The 18856-nt window shown below is 71.9% G+C and carries 18 protein-coding genes and 1 pseudogene; 14 read left to right on the plus strand and 5 right to left on the minus strand.

All coding sequences use genetic code 11. The annotated features are described in order from the left end of the window. Nucleotides 1-114 precede the first annotated feature (114 nt). The gene (locus ACWER9_RS29655; protein ID WP_452304943.1) at nt 115-1320 is read right to left on the minus strand and encodes an FAD-dependent monooxygenase; all 1206 of its coding nucleotides are present in this window, start codon (nt 1318-1320) and stop codon (nt 115-117) included. Between the two features lie 276 nt (nt 1321-1596). After that, entirely contained in the window at nt 1597-2295 is a 699-nt protein-coding gene (locus tag ACWER9_RS29660) for a PadR family transcriptional regulator (protein ID WP_452304944.1), read from the minus strand. A gap of 895 nt (nt 2296-3190) precedes the next feature. On the opposite strand from ACWER9_RS29660, the gene nadD reads away from it, so the two are divergent. From nadD to ACWER9_RS29695, 7 genes are all read left to right on the plus strand, one after another. Continuing rightward, nucleotides 3191-3787 carry a nicotinate-nucleotide adenylyltransferase gene (gene nadD, locus ACWER9_RS29665; protein WP_357244230.1) on the plus strand — a complete coding sequence of 199 codons (597 nt, stop codon included), beginning with the start codon at nt 3191-3193 and terminating at the stop codon, nt 3785-3787. A gap of 110 nt (nt 3788-3897) precedes the next feature. Further along, complete coding sequence (gene rsfS / locus ACWER9_RS29670; protein WP_130403715.1) at nt 3898-4305, plus strand: ribosome silencing factor; 408 nt, start codon at nt 3898-3900, stop codon at nt 4303-4305. Then, on the plus strand, nt 4302-4931 hold the full coding sequence (locus ACWER9_RS29675) for a histidine phosphatase family protein (protein WP_452304945.1): 630 nt from the start codon (nt 4302-4304) through the stop codon (nt 4929-4931). The genes rsfS and ACWER9_RS29675 overlap by 4 nt, the downstream gene beginning before the upstream one ends. A gap of 48 nt (nt 4932-4979) precedes the next feature. Then, complete coding sequence (locus ACWER9_RS29680) at nt 4980-5834, plus strand: DegV family protein (protein ID WP_452304946.1); 855 nt, start codon at nt 4980-4982, stop codon at nt 5832-5834. Nucleotides 5835-5837: 3 nt separating this feature from the next. Continuing rightward, the gene (locus ACWER9_RS29685; RefSeq protein WP_452304947.1) at nt 5838-6611 is read left to right on the plus strand and encodes an SDR family NAD(P)-dependent oxidoreductase; all 774 of its coding nucleotides are present in this window, start codon (nt 5838-5840) and stop codon (nt 6609-6611) included. A 265-nt stretch (nt 6612-6876) separates the two neighbouring features. Continuing rightward, nucleotides 6877-7251, plus strand: a complete 375-nt coding sequence (locus ACWER9_RS29690) for a VOC family protein (protein WP_452304948.1) — start codon at nt 6877-6879, stop codon at nt 7249-7251. Between the two features lie 105 nt (nt 7252-7356). Next, nucleotides 7357-8031, plus strand: a complete 675-nt coding sequence (locus ACWER9_RS29695; RefSeq protein WP_452304949.1) for a hypothetical protein — start codon at nt 7357-7359, stop codon at nt 8029-8031. A 27-nt stretch (nt 8032-8058) separates the two neighbouring features. Here the strand turns inward: ACWER9_RS29695 and hemC are convergent, their stop codons facing one another. Next, nucleotides 8059-8994 (minus strand): hydroxymethylbilane synthase, encoded by a 936-nt coding sequence (gene hemC, locus ACWER9_RS29700; protein WP_452304950.1) that lies wholly within the window; start codon nt 8992-8994, stop codon nt 8059-8061. A gap of 187 nt (nt 8995-9181) precedes the next feature. Here hemC and ACWER9_RS29705 point away from each other — a divergent pair, with 187 nt between their 5' ends. The 4 genes from ACWER9_RS29705 (at nt 9182) to ACWER9_RS29720 (ending at nt 14074) form a co-directional block, all read left to right on the plus strand. Beyond that, nucleotides 9182-10000 (plus strand): helix-hairpin-helix domain-containing protein, encoded by an 819-nt coding sequence (locus tag ACWER9_RS29705; RefSeq protein WP_452304951.1) that lies wholly within the window; start codon nt 9182-9184, stop codon nt 9998-10000. Nucleotides 10001-10044: 44 nt separating this feature from the next. After that, on the plus strand, nt 10045-12531 hold the full coding sequence (locus ACWER9_RS29710) for a ComEC/Rec2 family competence protein (protein ID WP_452304957.1): 2487 nt from the start codon (nt 10045-10047) through the stop codon (nt 12529-12531). Nucleotides 12532-12674: 143 nt separating this feature from the next. Continuing rightward, nucleotides 12675-13655, plus strand: a complete 981-nt coding sequence (gene holA, locus ACWER9_RS29715; RefSeq protein ID WP_452304952.1) for a DNA polymerase III subunit delta — start codon at nt 12675-12677, stop codon at nt 13653-13655. Next, nucleotides 13652-14074, plus strand: a complete 423-nt coding sequence (locus ACWER9_RS29720; RefSeq protein WP_452304953.1) for a hypothetical protein — start codon at nt 13652-13654, stop codon at nt 14072-14074. The genes holA and ACWER9_RS29720 overlap by 4 nt, the downstream gene beginning before the upstream one ends. A gap of 128 nt (nt 14075-14202) precedes the next feature. On the opposite strand, the gene rpsT is transcribed toward ACWER9_RS29720, so the two are convergent. Continuing rightward, nucleotides 14203-14469, minus strand: a complete 267-nt coding sequence (gene rpsT, locus ACWER9_RS29725; protein WP_030336508.1) for a 30S ribosomal protein S20 — start codon at nt 14467-14469, stop codon at nt 14203-14205. Between the two features lie 267 nt (nt 14470-14736). Next, a complete protein-coding gene (locus ACWER9_RS29730) occupies nt 14737-15786 on the minus strand; it encodes a phosphotransferase family protein (protein ID WP_452304954.1) in 1050 nt (349 codons plus the stop codon). Between ACWER9_RS29730 and ACWER9_RS29735 the strand changes: the two genes are divergently transcribed. The 3 genes and pseudogenes from ACWER9_RS29735 to ACWER9_RS29745 all read left to right on the plus strand — a co-directional run. Then, nucleotides 15785-16321 (plus strand): DUF4240 domain-containing protein, encoded by a 537-nt coding sequence (locus ACWER9_RS29735; protein WP_452304955.1) that lies wholly within the window; start codon nt 15785-15787, stop codon nt 16319-16321. The genes ACWER9_RS29730 and ACWER9_RS29735 overlap by 2 nt on opposite strands. 116 nt (nt 16322-16437) lie before the next feature. Beyond that, entirely contained in the window at nt 16438-18315 is a 1878-nt protein-coding gene (gene lepA, locus ACWER9_RS29740) for a translation elongation factor 4 (RefSeq protein ID WP_452304956.1), read from the plus strand. A gap of 334 nt (nt 18316-18649) precedes the next feature. After that, a pseudogene (locus ACWER9_RS29745) lies at nt 18650-18811 on the plus strand (GlsB/YeaQ/YmgE family stress response membrane protein); the annotation flags it as partial. Nucleotides 18812-18856 lie beyond the last annotated feature (45 nt).

Here is an 18856-nt window from a genome sequence, read left to right on the forward strand (position 1 = left end):
CCCCGCCCCGGCCGACGTGGGGGGGGGGCGGGAGCGCGGGGGGGGGGGGCCCGCCCGCGGCCCCCCCCCCCCCCCCGGCGCGGGGTGGCCGGCCGGCCACCCCGCGCGCACAGGTCAGCGCAGGGCGGGCTCCGCCGTGACCGGCGCGTCCCAGTCGATGACGTAACGCTGCTCGTCGGCGACGGTCTTCTCCGGGTCCAGCACCGTGCGCACCATGAGCGGCATGAGCAGCGGCATCAGCGTCCGCGCCACCGCACCGGGGGCCTTCGCGTGATTGATCCGGGCCGCGCGGGCGGCGACCTTCTCCACCCGGGTACGACGCAGTCGCACGTACGCGGCGAACGCCGCCGGGACATCCGGCAGGTCGCGCAGGCAGCGGGCGAGCTGCACCGCGCTCTCGATGGCCAGCGACGCGCCCTGCCCCGAGCTGTTCGACGGCGCGTGTGCCGCGTCGCCGACAAGCACCATCCGGCCCCGGTGCCAGTGCGGCACGGGAGGCATGATCTGCAACGACCCGACCACCTGGAGGTCGTAGGCGTTGCTTGTCGCCATCAGCTCCCGCCCCGGATCGTCGTCGCCGTAGCTGGCGCGAAGCGTGTCCAGCCACTGCTCCGCCGGCACCTCCCGGGCCTCGACAAGGCTCATCGGCCGCTGCTGCGGCAGATTGACCCCCCACCGGGTGCCGCCGCCGGGCTCCAGCCAGTACAGGTAGTAGCCGCGTCGCCCGAACGCGAACGTCATCGTGCCCGGCTCGGCGTCCACCTCGTGTCGGGCCACCGCCTCGAAGCCGAGCAGCCCGGTGAACCGGGGACCGGGCGCCGCCGGATCGATGAGACTGCGGACCGTGGAGCGGATCCCGTCCGCGCCGACGAGGATGTCCGCGGTCGCCGTGCTGCCGTCCTCGAAACGTGCGAGCACGCCGTCCCCGGTCTGCTCGGCGTGGACCAGCCGCTTGCCGTACGCGAACGGCACACCCTCGGCGAATGCCTTGTCGTGCAGTACCTGATACAGCTCGGCCCGGTGCACCACGCGCAGCGGTGGCACCCCGCTCAGCGTGGGCATCTCGATGCGGCGGCGGCCGACGGCCAGCGCACTGCGGTGGATCGGTGTGGCGATCACCGTCACCGCCTCGTGAACGCCGATCGTCCGTAGGGCCGCCACGCCGTTGGGCGCGAGGGCGAGGGTGCCGCCGATGCCGTTGGCCGTGGTCGGGTACGCCTCGTAGACGGTTGCCGTGATGCCGGCGCGGCGCAGCGCGAGCGCTGTCACCGGCCCGGCGATGCCCCCGCCGACGACGATTGCGGTTCGTACCGTGGTCATGCTCTCTCCCTGGATGTGGTCGGTGCGCGGTCGCGCGGACCTGCATTGGTCGGTGCGCGGTCGCGCGGACCTGCATTGGTCGGTGCGCGGTCGCGCGGACCTGCATTGGTCGGTGCGCGGTCGCGCGGACCTGCATTGGTCGGTGCGCGGTCGCGCGGACCTGGGAGGGAGCCCGGTTATCCTCGTGGTTGCCGCTTCGGGCCGGGTGCCTTCCCAGGCGTCGGTTCGGGGTCAGGGCCCCGGTGAGGTGTTGGCGCACCTCGCCGGGGCCGTTCTTCAGCCGGTGGTGTCGGTGTTCGTCGTGCTGTCGGGGCTGGCCTGCGGGGTGGTGGTTCTGGCGGCAAGCTCGGTCAGGTCGGCCGGCATCTCGCCGGTCTCGTGGAAGGCCCGCCAGGTGTCCAACCCGGGGTAGCTCCCCGAGGTCAACTCCGCGATCAGGGCCCGCAGCCAGGACGCCTCCGCGTCCCGAATGGCGAGGTCGTACTCCGACTCCACCAGAAACAGCCGGGGAATCTCCCGCAGGTGGGCGTCGAGCGTCTCGCGGTCCTTGCGGATCGCGTCCTGCAGCAGGCCGAGCCGTTGCCGCAGCAGGGCGGTGGCCTCGTCGGGATGCAACGCGGCGAGCACCGACAACCCAGCCCGGAACCGCGGGTGCTCCGCCATCGGCGTGGCGACAAGCTCCCGGGCCCAGTCGACAAGCTCCGCCCGCCCCGCCTCGGTGATCCGGTAGACGGTGCGTTCGGGGCGTCGGCCCTCGCGCAGGCTCTCCACCGCCTCGATCAGGTGGTGTTTGTCCAGGTTGCCGATGACCGTGTAGAAGGACCCCCACTTGAACTCCATGTCCTGGTCCTTGCCCCAGGCCCGCAGAGCGGTCGCGATCTCGTACGGGTGCATCGGCCGCTGGACCAGGGCGGACAACACGGCCAGCGCCAGCAGGTTGCCGACCTTGCGCCGCTTCGGCACGATGACCCCCACGCTCGTCGACGGTTACTCGTCGACGAATATACGCCGACGGGCGGTGGTTCGCGACCCCCGGCCGCCCCGCGCCCGCGCCGCGACCCCCTGCAGCTCCGCGACCCCTGCAGCCCGCGACCCCTGCAGCCCGCGACCCCTGCAGCTCCGCGACCCCCCTGCAGCCCCGCGATCTTTGCCGCCCGCGTCCGCTGGCGCAGCGCAGCTCCTGCCGCCCGGGTCCGTTAACGCTCCGGGTCGGGTGCGGCAACCCCTCGACCCAGCACACTCTGGCCCCGCGGTCGGCAAGGCCGCGTCGCACCCCGCCTAGTCGACTCCGCCTAGTCGACCCCGCCTCGTCGATCATGGGGTTGTGGTGGGCGACAAACGGCCTGCGGGATGGCAAAGCAGGCACCACAACTCCATGATCGACGGGCCCAGGCTGCCCCTGCTCAGCGATCTTGCACTTCCTGCCCCGACACAAGGGGCGTATCACCCCATGTCGGCATCCGGAACTGCAAGATCGGCGCGATGTTCACGGCGCGGCGCCTGTGCGCCGCATCCGGTCCGGTGATCGACTCGGCTTTCGCGAAATCGCGGTGTCCCGGTCGCTGCGATACGCCGATTTCCGGGAAGCCGAGTCGATCATCGCACGAGGCGGAGCGATCCCCGCGAGGCCGAGTCGATCACCGCAGGAGGTGGAATTGACCACCCCGTATAAGGCCGAAGTCGGGCTCCCGCGTGAGGCGGAGCGATCCCCGCACGAGGCCCGAGTCAGTCCCCCCGCGAGGCCCGAGTCAGTCCCCGCACGAGGTGGAACGACCCCGCATGAGGCCGAAGTTGGCTCCTGGGTGAGGCCGAATCGATCACTGCGCGAGGCCGAAGGATCGCCGCACGAGGCCGGGCCTACGATCAGTGAGTGGAGGAAGATATCCGGCGGATCGGGATCATGGGTGGCACCTTCGACCCGATCCACCACGGGCACCTCGTCGCGGCCAGCGAGGTGGCGGACCGTTTCGGCCTGGACGAGGTCGTCTTCGTCCCCACCGGGCAGCCGTGGCAGAAGGCCGACGAGCCGGTCAGCCCGGCCGAGGACCGGTACCTGATGACCGTGATCGCCACCGCCTCCAACCCCCGCTTCCAGGTCAGCCGCGTCGACATCGACCGTAGTGGGCCGACCTACACGGTCGACACGCTGCGTGATCTTCAGGCTGAGTACGGCCCGAAGGTGCAGTTGTTCTTCATAACCGGCGCGGACGCCCTGCAACGCATCCTGTCCTGGAAGGACCTGGACGAGATCTTCGAGTTGGCCCACTTCATCGGCGTGACCCGGCCCGGTTTCCCGCTGACCGACAAGCACCTTCCGGCGGATACCGTCAGCCTGATTCAGGTGCCCGCGATGTCCATTTCGTCGACCGACTGTCGTGCCCGGGTCGCCCGAGGTGAGCCGGTCTGGTATCTGGTGCCCGACGGTGTGGTGCAGTACATCGCCAAGCGGAGCCTCTATCAGCGCTGAGCGCACCCGTTATGCCCAGTTTTGCACCGCTATCCGACCAGAACTGAGCGATCGGGGTGCCGCCGGGTATGAGACGCTTGGAGGATCGCACGCTTGATCGAAGGAGAACGGTGACAGTTTCCGAACGCGCTCACGAGCTGGCCATCGCGGCCGCTCAGGCCGCCGCCGACAAGAAGGCGCAGGACATCGCGATCATCGACGTCGGCGACCAGCTCGCCATCACCGACGCGTTCGTGCTCGCCGCCGCACCCAACGAGCGTCAGGTGCTGGCCATCGTCGACGCCATCGAGGAAAGCCTGCTGGAGCTGCCGGAGAAGGCGAAGCCGGTGCGGCGCGAGGGCGAGCGGGGTGGCCGCTGGGTGCTGCTCGACTACGTCGACATCGTGGTGCACGTCCAGCACACCGAGGAGCGCGAGTTCTACGGGCTCGACCGTCTCTGGAAGGACTGCCCGACCATCCCGTTCGTCGACCGCGACCTGGTCGAGGCCGACGCCAGCGGGTCCGCCGCCGCCGAATGACCCGACTGATCGTCTGGCGGCACGGCAACACCGACTGGAACGCTGCCAACCGCGTCCAGGGGCAGACCGACGTACCCCTCAACGAGCTTGGCCGTGACCAGGCCCGCGCCGCCGCTCCGCTGCTCGCGGCGCTGCGGCCCGACGCCATCGTGGCAAGCGACCTGAGCCGCGCGGCGGACACCGCCGCCGCGCTCGCCGCGTTGACCGGGCTGCCGGTGCGCACCGACGCGAGGCTGCGCGAGCGGCACTTCGGCCAGTGGCAGGGTCTGCACCTCACCGAGGTCGCCGAGCGTTTCCCCGCGGAGTACGCCCGCTGGCGGGCCGGTGACCCGGACCCGGGCGGGGGTCTGGAGTCCTTGCCCGACCTCGGTGAGCGGGTGGGTGCCGCCCTGCAAGAGGCAGCCGACGCGACGCCGGGCGGCACCGTGGTGCTCGCCACGCACGGTGGCGGCTCGCGGCAGGGCGTCGGCCGCCTGCTCGGTTGGGACACGGCCGTGCTGCGCACCATCGGCTCCCTGGCCAACTGCCACTGGACCGAGCTGCGCCACGACGACGTCCGCGGGTGGCAGTTGCGGGCGCACAACGTCGGTCTGATCACCGCCCCGGTGGCCGTCGACGCGGTCTGAGTGCTCGCGCCTCGGCGTTCGCGGCCTCGATCGGCTAGCGTGCCGGGCATGCCCGTCGCGGTCGTCATCGACTCCACCGCCTACCTTCCGCCCGAGCTGGTGCAGGCGCACCGGCTGACCGTCGTGCCGTTGACGGTCGTGCTCAACGGCGCGGAGGGGCTGGAGGGGGTGGAGACCCAGCCGGCCGACGCGACCCTGGCGCTGAGCGCCCGCCGGGTCACGGCGACCACCTCCCGTCCGGCCCCCGAGCAGTTCGCCCGGACGTACCGCCGACTGCTCGACGCGGGCGCCGACGGGATCGTCTCGGTGCACATCTCCGCCGCGCTGTCCGGCACCGTGGAGGCCGCCCGGCTGGCCGCCGCCGACCTGGACGGCCGGGTGGAGGTCGTGGACAGCCGCTCTGCGGGCATGGGGCTGGGCTTCCCGGCCATCGCCGCCGCCACCGCCGCCGAGGCCGGCGCCGACCTTCCCGGGGTACGCGACGCGGCGCTCGACGCCATCGCCCGCACCACCGTCTGGTTCTACGTCGACACGCTTGAGTTCCTGCGCCGGGGCGGCCGGATCAACGCCGCCGAGGCGTTGGTCGGCACCGCGCTGTCCGTCAAGCCGATCATGCACATGCCGGACGGGGCGATCGTGTTGCGCGAGAAGGTCCGCACCGCCAGTCGGGGAGTGGCCCGCCTCGTCGACCTGGCCGTCGAGGCGGCGGCCGGCGACGACGTGGATCTCGGAGTGCACCACCTGGCCGCGCCGCAACGGGCCGAGGCGTTGCGCACCGCGCTGACCGAGCGGTTCGGCGACCGGCTGCACGACACGTACGTCTCCGAGGCCGGTGCCGTCGTCGCCGCGCACGCCGGACCCGGCCTGGCCTGCGTGGTCGTCCACCGCCGACGGACGGGCTGAGCGGTGCCCACCTCGTACGTGGTGACCGGCGGTGGTCGCGGCGTCGGCCGGGCCGTGGTGCAACGGCTGGCGGCGACCGGCGCCACAATCGTCGTCCTGGAACGCGACGCCGACGCGGTCGACTGGTTGGCCGGCCACCCGGCGGCCGATCGGCTCGTCGCGGTGGTCGGCGACGCCGCCGACGAGCAGGTAGCGGAGCACGCCGCCGAACTGGCCGATCGCGCCGCACCGCTGAGCGGCTGGGTGAACAACGCGGCGGTGTTCCGTGACGCCGCACTGCACACCGCGTCGGTCGACACGGTGCTGGACCTGATCGGGATGAACCTGCGCCCCGCCGTGGTCGGGGCGGCGGTCGCCGTCCGCCGCTTCCTGGCCCGCGCCGCCGGCGGCGCGATCGTCAACGTCTCGTCGCACCAGGCCCGTCGACCGGTGTCCGGCGCGCTGCCGTACGCGACGGCGAAGGCCGCCCTGGAAGGGCTGACCCGGGCGCTCGCCGTCGAGTACGGGCGGCACGGCATCCGGGCCAACGCGGTGGCGCTCGGCTCGATCGCCACCGAGCGGCACGCCGAGTTCCTCGCCACACTGGAGCCCGACCAAGCCCGCTGGATCGACGCCGAGCTGACCCGACTGCACCCGCTGGGCCGCATCGGGCGGGCCGACGAGGTGGCCGAGGCGGTCGCGTACCTGCTGTCGCCCGCGTCGAGCTTCATCAACGGGGTGACGCTGCCGGTGGACGGCGGACGGGCCGTACTCGGCCTCGACCCGGAGGCCCGCTGATCGTCTGTGGCCCTCGTGCCGGCGACGCTCAGCCGTCGGCTACGAGGACGCCGTTGTGTTAGCCTCCGTGCGCGCCCCAGATGGGCCTACCCCCCCGGAGGTTCTGGCTACTTCAGCCACCACGCCGAGATCGATGCGATGTTCGCGTCTCTCGTGCGGGATCCGGGGCGTCGGTGCCCTCGGGGCTTCGTCATCTGCGTGGCTGGGTGAGGCGTTGCGGGCTTCCGGTCGGGTCTTCGGATCGACCGGGAAGAAGACGGTACGCATGACAGTCACGTTCAACCACACCATCATCGCCAGCAAGGACAAGAGCGCCTCGGCCGCGTTCTACCGGGAGCTGTTCGAGCTGCCGGAGGCACCCTCGTGGGGGCCGTTCGCCAACGTGCAACTGGACGAGGGTGTGCTGCTCCAGTTCGCCGAGCCGCCGGTGGACATCCAGATGCAGCACTACGCGTTCCTCGTCGACGACGAGTTGTTCGCGCGGTGCCTGGCGTTCGTCGAGGAGCGGGGTATCACGTACTGGGCTGATCCGCAGCTCAAGCGGGAGGGCGAGACCAACACCGAGCACGGTGGACGGGGCTTCTACTTCTTCGACCCGGCCGGCCACGCCATCGAGGTCATCACGCGGCCGTACCTGTAGGGAGATATCGGCGTCGTTCGCTTGGGACGGTGTCGGCTCCGGAGGGGTTCTCCACCGGAGTCGACACCTACCAGGCCGTTGCCGGTGGGGCCTACTCTGCTGCCCATGAGGCCCCATGGTGGTCGTCGGTTCATCAACCGACTGGGCGCGTGGTACCTGCTGGTGTTCACGGTGACCGGCGCGATCGGTGCCCTGGCGGGAACCTCCTGGGTCCGAGCCGACAATGTGGTGGTACCGGCAACCGTGCTCTGGTGTGGCGCCCTGCTGGTGGCCGGGCTGGTGGTCTCGCCGCCACCTCGGATGATCACACTGTCGGTAGCCTGGCTGACCAGTGCCCTGCTCATGTACCTCGCCACCCTGGGGCTGTGGTCGGCAGTGCTCGTGCACCGCGGTGAACGAGTCGTGGCGACCGTGACCGATGTGCGGGACGGCAGCAGCAGGAGCCGCCACCTCTACTACACCCTCGCCGACCAGCATGATCGCCGTATCCCCGGTGAGCTGGGGACGTGGCCGGGCAGCAGCATCGGCGCGTCGGACAACCAGGAAGGTTCGGTAGGGCAACGCGTCGTCGTGGTGCGGGACCCCGAGGGCCTGGTCGACCCACGCCTGCCGGAGGAGGCCGCCAACGCCCAGGGCAACCTGGTCCTCCTGCCGGTCGTCTACGTCGTCCTGGCCGTGCTCTGCATGCTGGCCGGGCGGCCCCGACCCGTCGACGAGACTCCGCAACCGTGGCGACCGGCCGGCCCGGCCGATGCCGCCGACCCGCATCCCACCTGGTGAGGCGCGGCGGCCGTTCGCGGTTGGCGGTCAGGCGTGCGCGGACAGGTCGAGGAGGTCACGGGCGCCCTGCCGGAGCAGGGCGGCGGCGACGGAGGTCCCGAGAGTGACCGGATCCGCCGCCCACTCGTGTACGTCGAGCACGGTCTTGCCGTCCAGGCTGATCACCCTCGCCCGTAGGCCGAGGCGTCCGTCGGGTTCGGTGCGGGCGAGCGCGGCGATGGGGGAGTGACAGTTGCCCTGCAGGATGTGCAGCATGGTCCGTTCGGCCACGGTCTCCCGCCAGGCCCGTGGGTCGCCGAGGCTGGCCGCCAGGTCACGGGTGCTGGTGTCGTCCTCCCGGCACTGCAGGACCAGGGTGCCGGAGCCGACGGCCGGGACCATCGTGTCGACGTCGATCGGGTGCGTGATCCGGGCGGCCTGCCCGATGCGTTCCAGACCGGAGACCGCGAGCAGCAGCGCGTCGTACCTGTCGCCGGCGTCGAGTTTGGCGAGCCTGCTGTTCGCGTTGCCCCGGATGGCCACCGGCACCAGGCCCGGCCAGTGCAGCGCCAGCTGCGCGACCCGCCGGACCGCGGAGGTGCCGATCCGCGTGCCGGGGGGCAGCTGGTCGATGTCTAGCCCGCCCGGGTGCACGAGGCAGTCCCGGACATCGTCACGGCCCAGGTAGGCGGCCATCACCGTGCCGGCTGGTGCCGGCCGGTCCCCGGGGACGTCCTTGACGCAGTGCACCACCAGGTCCACGTCGCCGGCGATGAGGGCGGCGTCCACCTCCTTGGTGAACGCCCCCTTGCCGCCCAGGGCGGCCAGGTCACCGTGCCAACGGTCCCCGCTCGTCGACATCGACAGCACCTCCACGGTGACATCGGGGTGCCGGTCGGCCAGCATCGCGCGCACCCGCTCGACCTGCGCGAGAGCCATCGGAGAGTTGCGCGTGCCGATGCGCAGCAGGCGAGAGTCGGGCATACGTCGAGGGTAGACCGCTCGCCGGGGGCGTCAGCAGCCAGACCGGTGGTCCGGGTCGTGTGTCGACTGTCAGCTCCCGCATAGCAGGTCAAAGCATGATCAGGGCGTTGTCCACAGTGGCGTCGGTTGTCCACAGGGCAGCGTCGTCACCCCCCACCGTCCCGGCCGCCGCCCATACCGTCGCGCTGTGTCGCACGAAGAGGAGACCGAGGTACGCCAGCGCCTGCGCCGGCTGACGGAGGCGGCTGTCGCACCGCTGCCACGGCCGGAGGCGCCGCTCACTGGCGTACCCTCGCCGCCCGCGCACGTGCCGTCCTCCCCACCCGCCGCGCCGGTCACGGAGTCGGCATCGAGCGACCTCGCGGTCCCGCCCGAGTCGCGGTTGCCCGGGCCGGGGGCGTTCGACCCCGGGCGGCGCGGGGTGCGGGCGTTGGCGGTGGTCGCCGTGGTGGTGGTCATGGGCGCTGCCGGTTGGGCCTGGCAGGCCCGGCCGCAGTCGGAGCAGGTCACCCCGCTGGTCAGCGACGCCCCGTCAGCCGCGCCGGTGGGCGACCCCAGCGCGTCCGGGTCCGGCGAGCTGGTGGTGGCGGTCGCGGGCAAGGTCCGAAAACCCGGTTTGGTACGCCTGCCGGCCGGGTCCCGTCTCGCCGACGCGGTGCAGGCGGCCGGCGGCGCGCTGCCCGGGGTCGACGTGGCGCTGCTCAACCCCGCCCGCAAGGTCACCGACGGTGAGCTGATCGTGGTCGGGGCGACGCCACCGCCAGTGCCGGGCGGTGCGGCCGGTCCTGCGGCGGGCGGTGCGGCACCCGCCGACGGGCCACTGAACCTCAACACCGCGACACTGGCTCAGCTCGACGCGCTGCCCGGAGTCGGGCCGGTGCTCGCCCAACGGATCCTCACCCATCGAGATCAGCACGGCGGGTTCAAATCCGTCGGCGACCTGCGTCAGGTCGACGGGATCGGCGACGCCCGCTACGAGCAGCTCAAGGATCTGGTGACGGTGTGAGCGGGTCTGCCGCTGGTCCACCGCCGCCTCGCGTCGCCGAGCCCATGCCGCCGGCCCAGCCAACTCAGGCCGCGTGGCGGGGCGGTCGGGCTGGGTTGGTGACGCCAGCTGGGCCGGGACGGGTGGTGCCGCCGGCTGGTCGGGCCCGGTCCGAGCCGCCGGCTGGTCGGGCCCGGTCCGAGCCGCCGGATCTGCGACTGGCCGGTCTCGCGGTGGCGGCCTGGCTCGCGGCACTCGCCGGCCTGCACCTCGGAGGCCGAGGCGTCCTACTGGTGGTCGGCGCGGTGGCCGGTCTGACGGCGGTTGGTGCGGCACACCTGCTCGGCCGCCTCGGCCGTCCCCGGGCCGCGGTGCGGCGCTACGGATGGGTCGTGGTGGCGATCGGCCTCGGCGTGGTCTGCGGTGGCGCGGCCACCGCCGCTCGACTCGCCGTACGCGACGCGCCGGAGATCCGTACCCTCGCCGAGCAGCGCGCTCCGGTCACCGCCGACCTTCTCGTCCGGGACGACCCCCGCCCGGTCCGTAGTGCCGGACGGCCGGGAATGCTGCTGGTGTCGACCGAGCTGGTCCGGCTCACCGACCCGGACGGTCGACGGCTCCACGCGTCGGTGCGGCTGCTCGTCCTCGCCACCGATCCGGCGTGGCGGGGCCTGCTGCCGGGCCAGCGTCTCACCGCCGACGGTCGGCTCGGCCTTCCCCGCGGTGGCGATCTCACCGCGGCGGTGCTCAGCACCAATGACCCGCCGCAGCGGCACGGTGCGCCGTCCTGGGCGCAGCGCGCCGCCGGGACGCTGCGTACCGGCCTGCAACGCGCCTGCGCGCCGCTGCCCGACGACCCCGGTGGGCTGCTGCCCGGCCTGGTGGTGGGTGACACCAGCCGACTACCACCCGCCGTCGAGGAGGACTTTCAGGCCACCGGGATGACCCATCTCAACGCGGTCTCCGGCTCCAATGTGGCGATCGTGGTGGGTGCGGTGTTGCTGCTGGCCCGTTGGTCGCGGGCCGGTCCCTGGCTTGCCGCCGCGCTGTGTGGGGTGGCGCTTGTGGGGTTCGTGATCCTGGTCCGCCCTTCGCCGAGCGTCGTACGGGCCGCCACGATGGGAGCGATAGGTCTCGCCGCCCTCGCCGCCGGTCGCCCTCGGGCAGCACTGCCCGCGTTGGCCGCCGCCGTGACCGTGCTGGTGCTCGTCGACCCCGAGTTGGCCGGGGATCCCGGGTTCGCCCTCTCCGTACTCGCCACCGGTGGTCTGCTGCTGCTCGCGCCGCGCTTGCGGGATGGGCTGCGTCGGCGGGGTGTCCCACCTGGGCTGGCCGAGGCGTTGGCCGTGCCGGCGGCTGCCCAACTGGCCTGCGGTCCGGTCGTCGCCGGCATCTCCGGCACGGTGAGCCTGGTGGCGGTGCCGGCGAACCTCCTGGCGGTGCCGGCCATCGCGCCGGCGACCGTCCTGGGCGTGCTGGCGGCCCTGGTGTCACCGATCTGGCCGGCCGGTGCCGAGTTCTTCGCCTGGCTGGCGAGTTGGCCGGCCTGGTGGTTGGTGGTCATCGCCCGGCAGGGCGCTCGACTGCCGGGCGGCACCCTGCCGTGGCCGGGTGGGGTGCTCGGTGCCCTGCTGCTGACCGGGCTGACCGTCGCGCTGCTGATCGCGGTGCGCCGGCCACTCGTACGGCGGCTGGTGGCGGTGGTCGGCGTCGCCGCCGTGCTGGGGGCACTGCCGATTCGGCTGTTGGCCGCCGGTTGGCCGCCCGCCGGTTGGGTGGTGGTGGCCTGCGCGGTGGGGCAGGGCGACGCCCTGGTGCTCCCGGTCGACCCCGGCCGGGCCGTGGTGGTGGACGCCGGGCCGGAACCGGGTGCGGTGGACGGCTGCCTGCGTCGGCTCGGCGTACGGGAGGTGCCGCTGCTGGTGATCAGCCATTTCCACGCGGACCACGTGGGCGGGGTGGCCGGGGTGTTCCGCGGGCGGCGGGTCGGTGCCGTGCTGACGCCGTCGTCGACCGACCCGGAGAGCGGCCGGGACCTCGTACGGGCGGCGGCCGATGGTGGGCGGGCCGCGCTGCTGACCACCGTGGCCGGCGCTCGCCATCCGGTGGGCGGGGTCGATCTGCTGGTGCTCGGCCCGCCGTACCCGCTGGCCGGGACCAGATCCGACCCGAACAACAACTCGCTGGTGCTGCGCGCCACGGTGGCCGGGGTACGAATTCTGCTGACCGGTGACGCGGAGACCGAGGAACAGCACGCGCTGCTGACACGGGCAGCGCCCGGCCACCTGCGGGCGGACGTGTTGAAGGTCGCGCACCACGGTTCGTCGTACCAGGATCCGGGGTTCCTCGGCGCGGTACGGCCGGCGGTGGCGCTCGTGCCGGTGGGCACTGGCAACACCTACGGGCACCCGAGTCCGGGGCTGCTCGCCCACCTGAGCAGAGGCGGCGTGCGGGTGCTGCGCACCGACACGGATGGCGATGTGGCGGCGCTCCGAACAGACGACGGTCTGGCGGTCGCCCGGCGGGGTGTGCCCGCAGGCCGGCAGCCCTGATTCACGGAAACGGTTTCCGATTGAACGGGCGACTTGCGGGTTAGATAGGTAATTAAGTCAGATGTCTGGATTTGCACTGTGTGCGGGCTGCGCCGATCAAGCAGGGAATGAGCAGGCACGATCCCGCCGCAGGCCGTGCGAATATGGGCGGCGTGACCCCCGCCAGCCTCGCCCCCATTGTGCTCGTCCTCGGTGACGAGGAGTTGCTCGCCACGCGCGCGGTCACCGAAGCTGTCGCCAAGGTTCGCGGCATCGACCCCGAGGTGGACGTCCGCGAATACCAGGCCAGCCAGCTCACCGTCGGCGAGATCGCCGAGATGCTCAGCCCGTCGCTGTTCGGCGGGCGGCGGCTGTTGGTCCTGCGTGCCGGCCAGGACGCCCGCAAGGACCTGGTCGCCGCGCTGTTGGCGTACGCGAAGAATCCCGACCCGGACGTCCAACTGCTCGTGCTGCACCTGGGCGGCGCCAAGGGCAAGGCGTTCGCCGACGGCCTACGGGCGGCCGGCGCGACGGTGGTCCCGGCAGCCAAGCTCAAGGGGCACCGTGACCGGGTGGCCTTCGTCCGTGACGAGATCCGCCGAGCTGGCGGCAAGTGCACCGACGACGCCGCCGAGGCGCTTATCGCCGCCGTCGGCAACGACCTGCGCGAGCTGGCCGCCGCCTGCTCGCAGCTGATTGCCGACACCGATGGGCGGATCAGCGTCGAGACGGTTGCCCGGTACTACCGGGGTCGGGTCGAGGTGACCGGCTTCACGGTGGCGGACGCCACCATGGTCGGTGACGTGCCGGCAGCGCTCGAGGCCCTGCGCTGGGCCCTGCACGTCGGGGTCGACCCGGTGCCCATCGCCGACGCCCTGGCCGACGGGGTCCGCACGGTTGCCCGGGTGGCCTCGGCCGGGCGGGGCAGTGCGTACCAGCTCGCCAGCAGCCTCGGAATGCCCGCCTGGAAGATCGAGCGGGCGCAGCGGCAGGGGCGGGGCTGGACGCCGGAGGGTCTGGTCCGGGCCATGCAGGCCGCCGCCGAGTGCAACGCGGCCGTCAAGGGTGGCTCCGACGACCGGGCGTACGCCCTGGAGCGCGCGGTCTTCTCGGTCGCTGCGGCCCGACAGGGCAGCATCAGGTGACGGGGGCGAACCGCCCGGTGTGGGCCACCATTCCCGTGGACGAGGAGCGTTACCGGCCGCTCTACGCCAGGCTCCTCGGCCTGCGGTGCGTCAACCCCGGCGGCGTGCTGTGCTTCCTCTTCTTCGAGGGTGCCATCGCTCTGGCGGTGCTGCTCGCCCTGGCCGAGTTGGTCAGTTGGTGGGCGGTGCTGGTGCTGCCGGTCGTGGTGGCGGCCATGGTGAAGCTCAACGACATGGTCGCCGCGATCGTGGTCCGCTCCGCCGCGCTCGTGCCCGAGCAGGAGCGGGACCGGTTTCGCCGGCAGATGGAGCCGGTGGTCGGCCGGGCCCAGGTGGAGTGGGCTTCCCACAGCGTTCCCGGCGTGGTGATCACCGCCGACGCGGTGCCACCTCCCCGGCGGGCCAACCCGACGGACTGAGGGCCCGACCCGTCGCACCACGCGGGACGGGTGCCGCGTCGCCAAACCGGCACACGGTCGAACTCTGGACACACGGAAGCCCCGGGCCGAGGCCCGGGGCTTTCCGAATCAGTCTGACGGTGAAGTCGTCAGGCGGAGAGCGCCACCACGCGCTTTGCGATCGCGGACTTGCGGTTCGCGGCCTGGTTGGAGTGGATCACGCCCTTGCTGACGGCCTTGTCCAGCTTGCGCGAGGCGTCCAGCATGAGCGCGGTCGCCTTCTCGACGTCACCGGCCTCGGCAGCCTCGTGGAACTTGCGGACGGCGGTCTTCAGCGACGACTTGACCGACTTGTTGCGCAGCCGGGCCTTCTCGTTCTGCCGGTTGCGCTTGATCTGGGACTTGATGTTCGCCACGCGACAGCCTCGTCTTGATAGCTCGGGTTGGTCAGCTTATTGCGCGTGATGACGAACATGCGTCATCGCTGCGCGAAGAGCCAGGTTACCAGGTCGCCCGGGACGAGCCAAAACGGCTCGGCCAGAGCGGGGTCGCCGGGGCGCTCGACGCTTGATCGACTCGGCTTCCTGGAAACCGGGGCAACCCAGCGTCTTGGGCTCAAGTGGCAGACAACCCGACTTCAAGGAACCCGAGTCGATCAAGAGACGCCGGCCCGCTGGGGCTTGTCATCGCCAGCCCTGGCGGCGGGCCAACCAGTCGAGGGACACCTCGCCGCTCCACCGCTGGTGGGCGGGGAGGTGCGGGGAGGCCGTCGGAGGTGCCGCCGCGGCGCCGGTGAGGTAGTAGCCGGCCAGGGCGGCCAGGGTGGCGTCCAGCGCGTCCGGGGGTGCGCCGGCGGTGGCCGGATGCGCGGCGAAGAGCCGGTCCGCGTCCAGCCCGCTGGCGTACGCGGTGAGCAGCAGGCCGGCCAGGTCGAACCAGGCGGGCCCGGTGCAGACCCAGGTCCAGTCGCAGAACCAGGCTCTACCGTCCGCGCCGATCAGCACGTTGTCGACCCGTAGGTCACCGTGGATCAGGCTGGTCCTGCCGGCGGCGTACCGGGGGAGGAGGGACTCCAACGCGACCAGGTCGGGCAACCGGTCCAGGGTCGACGGGGGCAGCGGCGGCAGCGGCTCCCGACCGGCCGCGACCTCCTCCCACCAGAGGATGTCCGACCGGGCCAGGTCGGCCAGGTGCGGCAGACCGAGCGTGGCCAGCTCGGTCGGCGGGTCGGCCAGGGCGGCGGCGACCTGCGCGTACCCGGCGAGGGTGGCGTCCAGCTCGGCGGGTGCCCAGGGCAGGCGCGGGGTGTGCCCGTCGACCGCGTCGGTGCAGAGCACGAACCAGCCAGCCTCGTACAGCGTCCACCGGGGGCGGGGCGCCGGAAGGTCGGCCGGCAGCCGGTCCAGGATCGCTGCTTCCCGGGCGTACCACTCGACCAGGTGCGGTTGCTCGACGGCGGGCGCGGCCTTCACGAAGGCCCGACCACCGGCGGCCGTGTGGAGCACTGCGGCGAAGCCGCGGGTGAAGCCCGCGCCCGCGACCCGGGCGGTGACCACCGGCGCGCCGAGCCGGTCGGCGACCGCGGCCCGCAGCGCCGCCGGCAGCGCGGACCAGGACGGCCGCTGGGCGCTCGCGTGGTAGGGCACCGGCGGCAACGGGGGAGAGGACACCACACCATGCTGCCCCGGGGTGCGTGCGCGACGCGCGGCGACACTGCCAGACTGCCAAGCCATGAGGACCGAGGACTTCTGGCAGCTGATCGACGAGGCTCGGGCCGGCGGCGGGGGAGAGCCCGGGCCGGTCGCCGCGCGGGCCGTCGCCCTGCTCGCCGAGCGCGACCCGGAGGACATCGTCGGGTACGCGCGACACCAGACACGGGTGCTTGCCGCCTCGCACAAGGCTGACCTGTGGGGCGCGGCGTACCTGATCAACGGTGGCGCCTCGGCCGACGGCTTCGAGCACTTCCGGGGCTGGCTGATGACCCAGGGGCGGGCGGTCTTCGCCCGCGCGGTCGCCGAACCGGACTCGCTTGCCGAACTGCCCCAGGTGCGGGCGGCGTCACTCAGCGGCGAGGAGTTCTCCGCGGAGCGGATGCTCTCGGTGCCGTGGGACGCGTACCGCAAGGCCACCGCGACCGAACTGCCGGCGGACCGGGACCCGGTGCGGACGCCGGATCTCAACGACTTCTGGGACTTCGACGACGAGGACGAGGCGCGTCGGCGGCTGCCCCGGCTGGCCGCGCTCTTCGTCGAGCCGCCGATGGAGTGAGGGACCCTCGGGCCGATCCATCGCCCGCCCAGCGGCCGCACCCCGGCGGCGTGGGAACATAGAGGGGGTCGGCGGCGCGCCGGCCTGTTCACGTCAGTCGACCAGAACGGACCGCTGTGCCACCGAAGCTCGATCCCGGCGCGAACGCCCCTGGTGCCACCGACCCCGGTCGCATCCGGAACTTCGGCATCATCGCCCACATCGACCACGGGAAGTCGACCCTGGCCGACCGGATGTTGCAGCTCACCGGCGTGGTCGACCCCCGGCAGATGCGCGCGCAGTACCTGGACCGGATGGACATCGAGCGCGAGCGCGGCATCACCATCAAGAGCCAGGCCGTCCGCATGCCGTGGACGATCGGCGAGGGTGAGCGGGCCGGTGAGCAGGCCGTGCTCAACATGATCGACACCCCGGGGCACGTGGACTTCACCTACGAGGTGTCCCGGTCGCTGGCCGCCTGCGAGGGCGCCGTGCTGCTCGTCGACGCCGCGCAGGGCATCGAGGCGCAGACCCTCGCGAACCTCTACCTGGCTCTCGAGAACGACCTGCGCATCATCCCGGTGCTCAACAAGATCGACCTGCCGGCCGCGCAGCCGGAGAAGTACGCCGAGGAGTTGGCCCACCTCATCGGCGGTGATCCCGCCGACTGCATCCGGGTCTCCGGCAAGACCGGCGAGGGCGTCCCGCACCTGCTCGACGAGATCGTCCGGCAGTTCGTCCCGCCGGTCGGCGACGCCGAGGCGCCCGCCCGGGCGATGATCTTCGATTCGGTGTACGACGTCTACCGCGGCGTCGTGACGTACGTCCGGGTCATCGACGGCCGGATCAGCGCCCGCGACCGGATCAGGATGATGTCCACCGGGGCGGTGCACGAGCTGCTGGAGATCGGCGTCATCTCACCCGAGATGGTCAAGGCCGAGGCGCTCGGCGTCGGTGAGGTCGGCTACCTGATCACCGGTGTGAAGGACGTCCGGCAGTCCCGCGTCGGTGACACGGTCACCATCAACAGCCGGCCGGCCGAGGAGCCGTTGGGCGGTTACAAGGACCCGAAGCCGATGGTCTACTCCGGCCTCTACCCGATCGACGGGTCCGACTACCCGAACCTGCGCGAGGCGTTGGACAAGCTCAAGCTCAACGACGCCGCCCTGGACTACGAGCCGGAGACCTCCGGCGCGCTCGGGTTCGGCTTCCGCTGCGGCTTCCTGGGTCTGCTCCACCTGGAGATCATCAGGGAGCGGCTGGAGCGCGAGTACAACCTCGACCTGATCTCCACCGCCCCGAACGTCGTCTACCGGGCGATCACCGACGACGACGCGGAGATCGTCGTCACGAACCCGAGCGAGTACCCCACCGGCAAGATCGCCGAGGTGTACGAGCCGGTGGTCCGGGCCACCGTGCTGACGCCCAACGACTACGTGGGCGCGGTCATGGAGCTCTGCCAGGGTCGGCGCGGCACCCTGCTCGGCATGGACTACCTCTCCGCCGACCGGGTGGAGCTGCGCTACACGCTGCCCCTCGCGGAGATCATCTACGACTTCTTCGACCAGCTGAAGAGCCGCACCAAGGGCTACGCCTCGCTCGACTACGAGCCCTCCGGCGAGCAGGCGTCCGACCTCGTGAAGGTGGACATCCTGCTGCACGGCGAGCCGGTGGACGCGTTCAGCGCCATCGTGCACAAGGACAAGGCGTACAACTACGGCGTCACCATCGCCGCCAAGCTGCGGAACCTGATCCCGCGCCAGCAGTTCGAGGTGCCGATCCAGGCGGCCATCGGCAGCCGGGTCATCGCCCGGGAAACCATCCGGGCGATCCGCAAGGACGTTCTCGCCAAGTGCTACGGCGGCGACATCAGCCGTAAGCGCAAGCTGCTGGAGAAGCAGAAGGAAGGCAAGAAGCGGATGAAGATGGTCGGCCGCGTCGAGGTGCCGCAGGAGGCGTTCATCGCCGCCCTCTCCTCCGACTCCGGCGACGGCAAGGCCGCCGGCAAGAAGTAGGTCGTCACGCCGTACGCGCCCGGGTGCCACAGGCACCCGGGCGCGTCGCGTTCTCAGTTGTCCCCGGTGCGCCGCGTGCCGGCTGAGCGCCGAGGTTGGGGCCGGCTCCGCAGAAATTTTTCCATGGTTGCCACTGAGTCGGCGGGTGCGGCGAGATGGCCTCCTACCTGTGTGGACGCACGTTTGCGTGAACCGACGCACCCCCCGAAGCATCGACGGCTGGCGTTGTCAGGTGAGGTGAGTCGGTTTGGACATTCGGTGGGTCGGGCACTTAGCCGTCACGACAGGAAGCACACACACCGTGTGTCAGACATTCTTTTGAAGGAGGGCGACCGTGGAGTTCACCGTGTGGGGCATCATCACTGCGATCGTTGTCGGTCTCATCGTCGGCGCGCTCGGCCGCCTGGTCGTCCCGGGCCGGCAGAACATGCCGATCTGGCTGCACACGTGGGCAGACGGTGGCCCCCCGATCCGCGCGGTGATCGGCGGCCGAGCCAACGAGTTCACCGAAGGGGATGGCTGTGGGTAGTCGTCAGCCGAA

Source organism: Micromonospora sp. NPDC003944 (assembly GCF_053605225.1).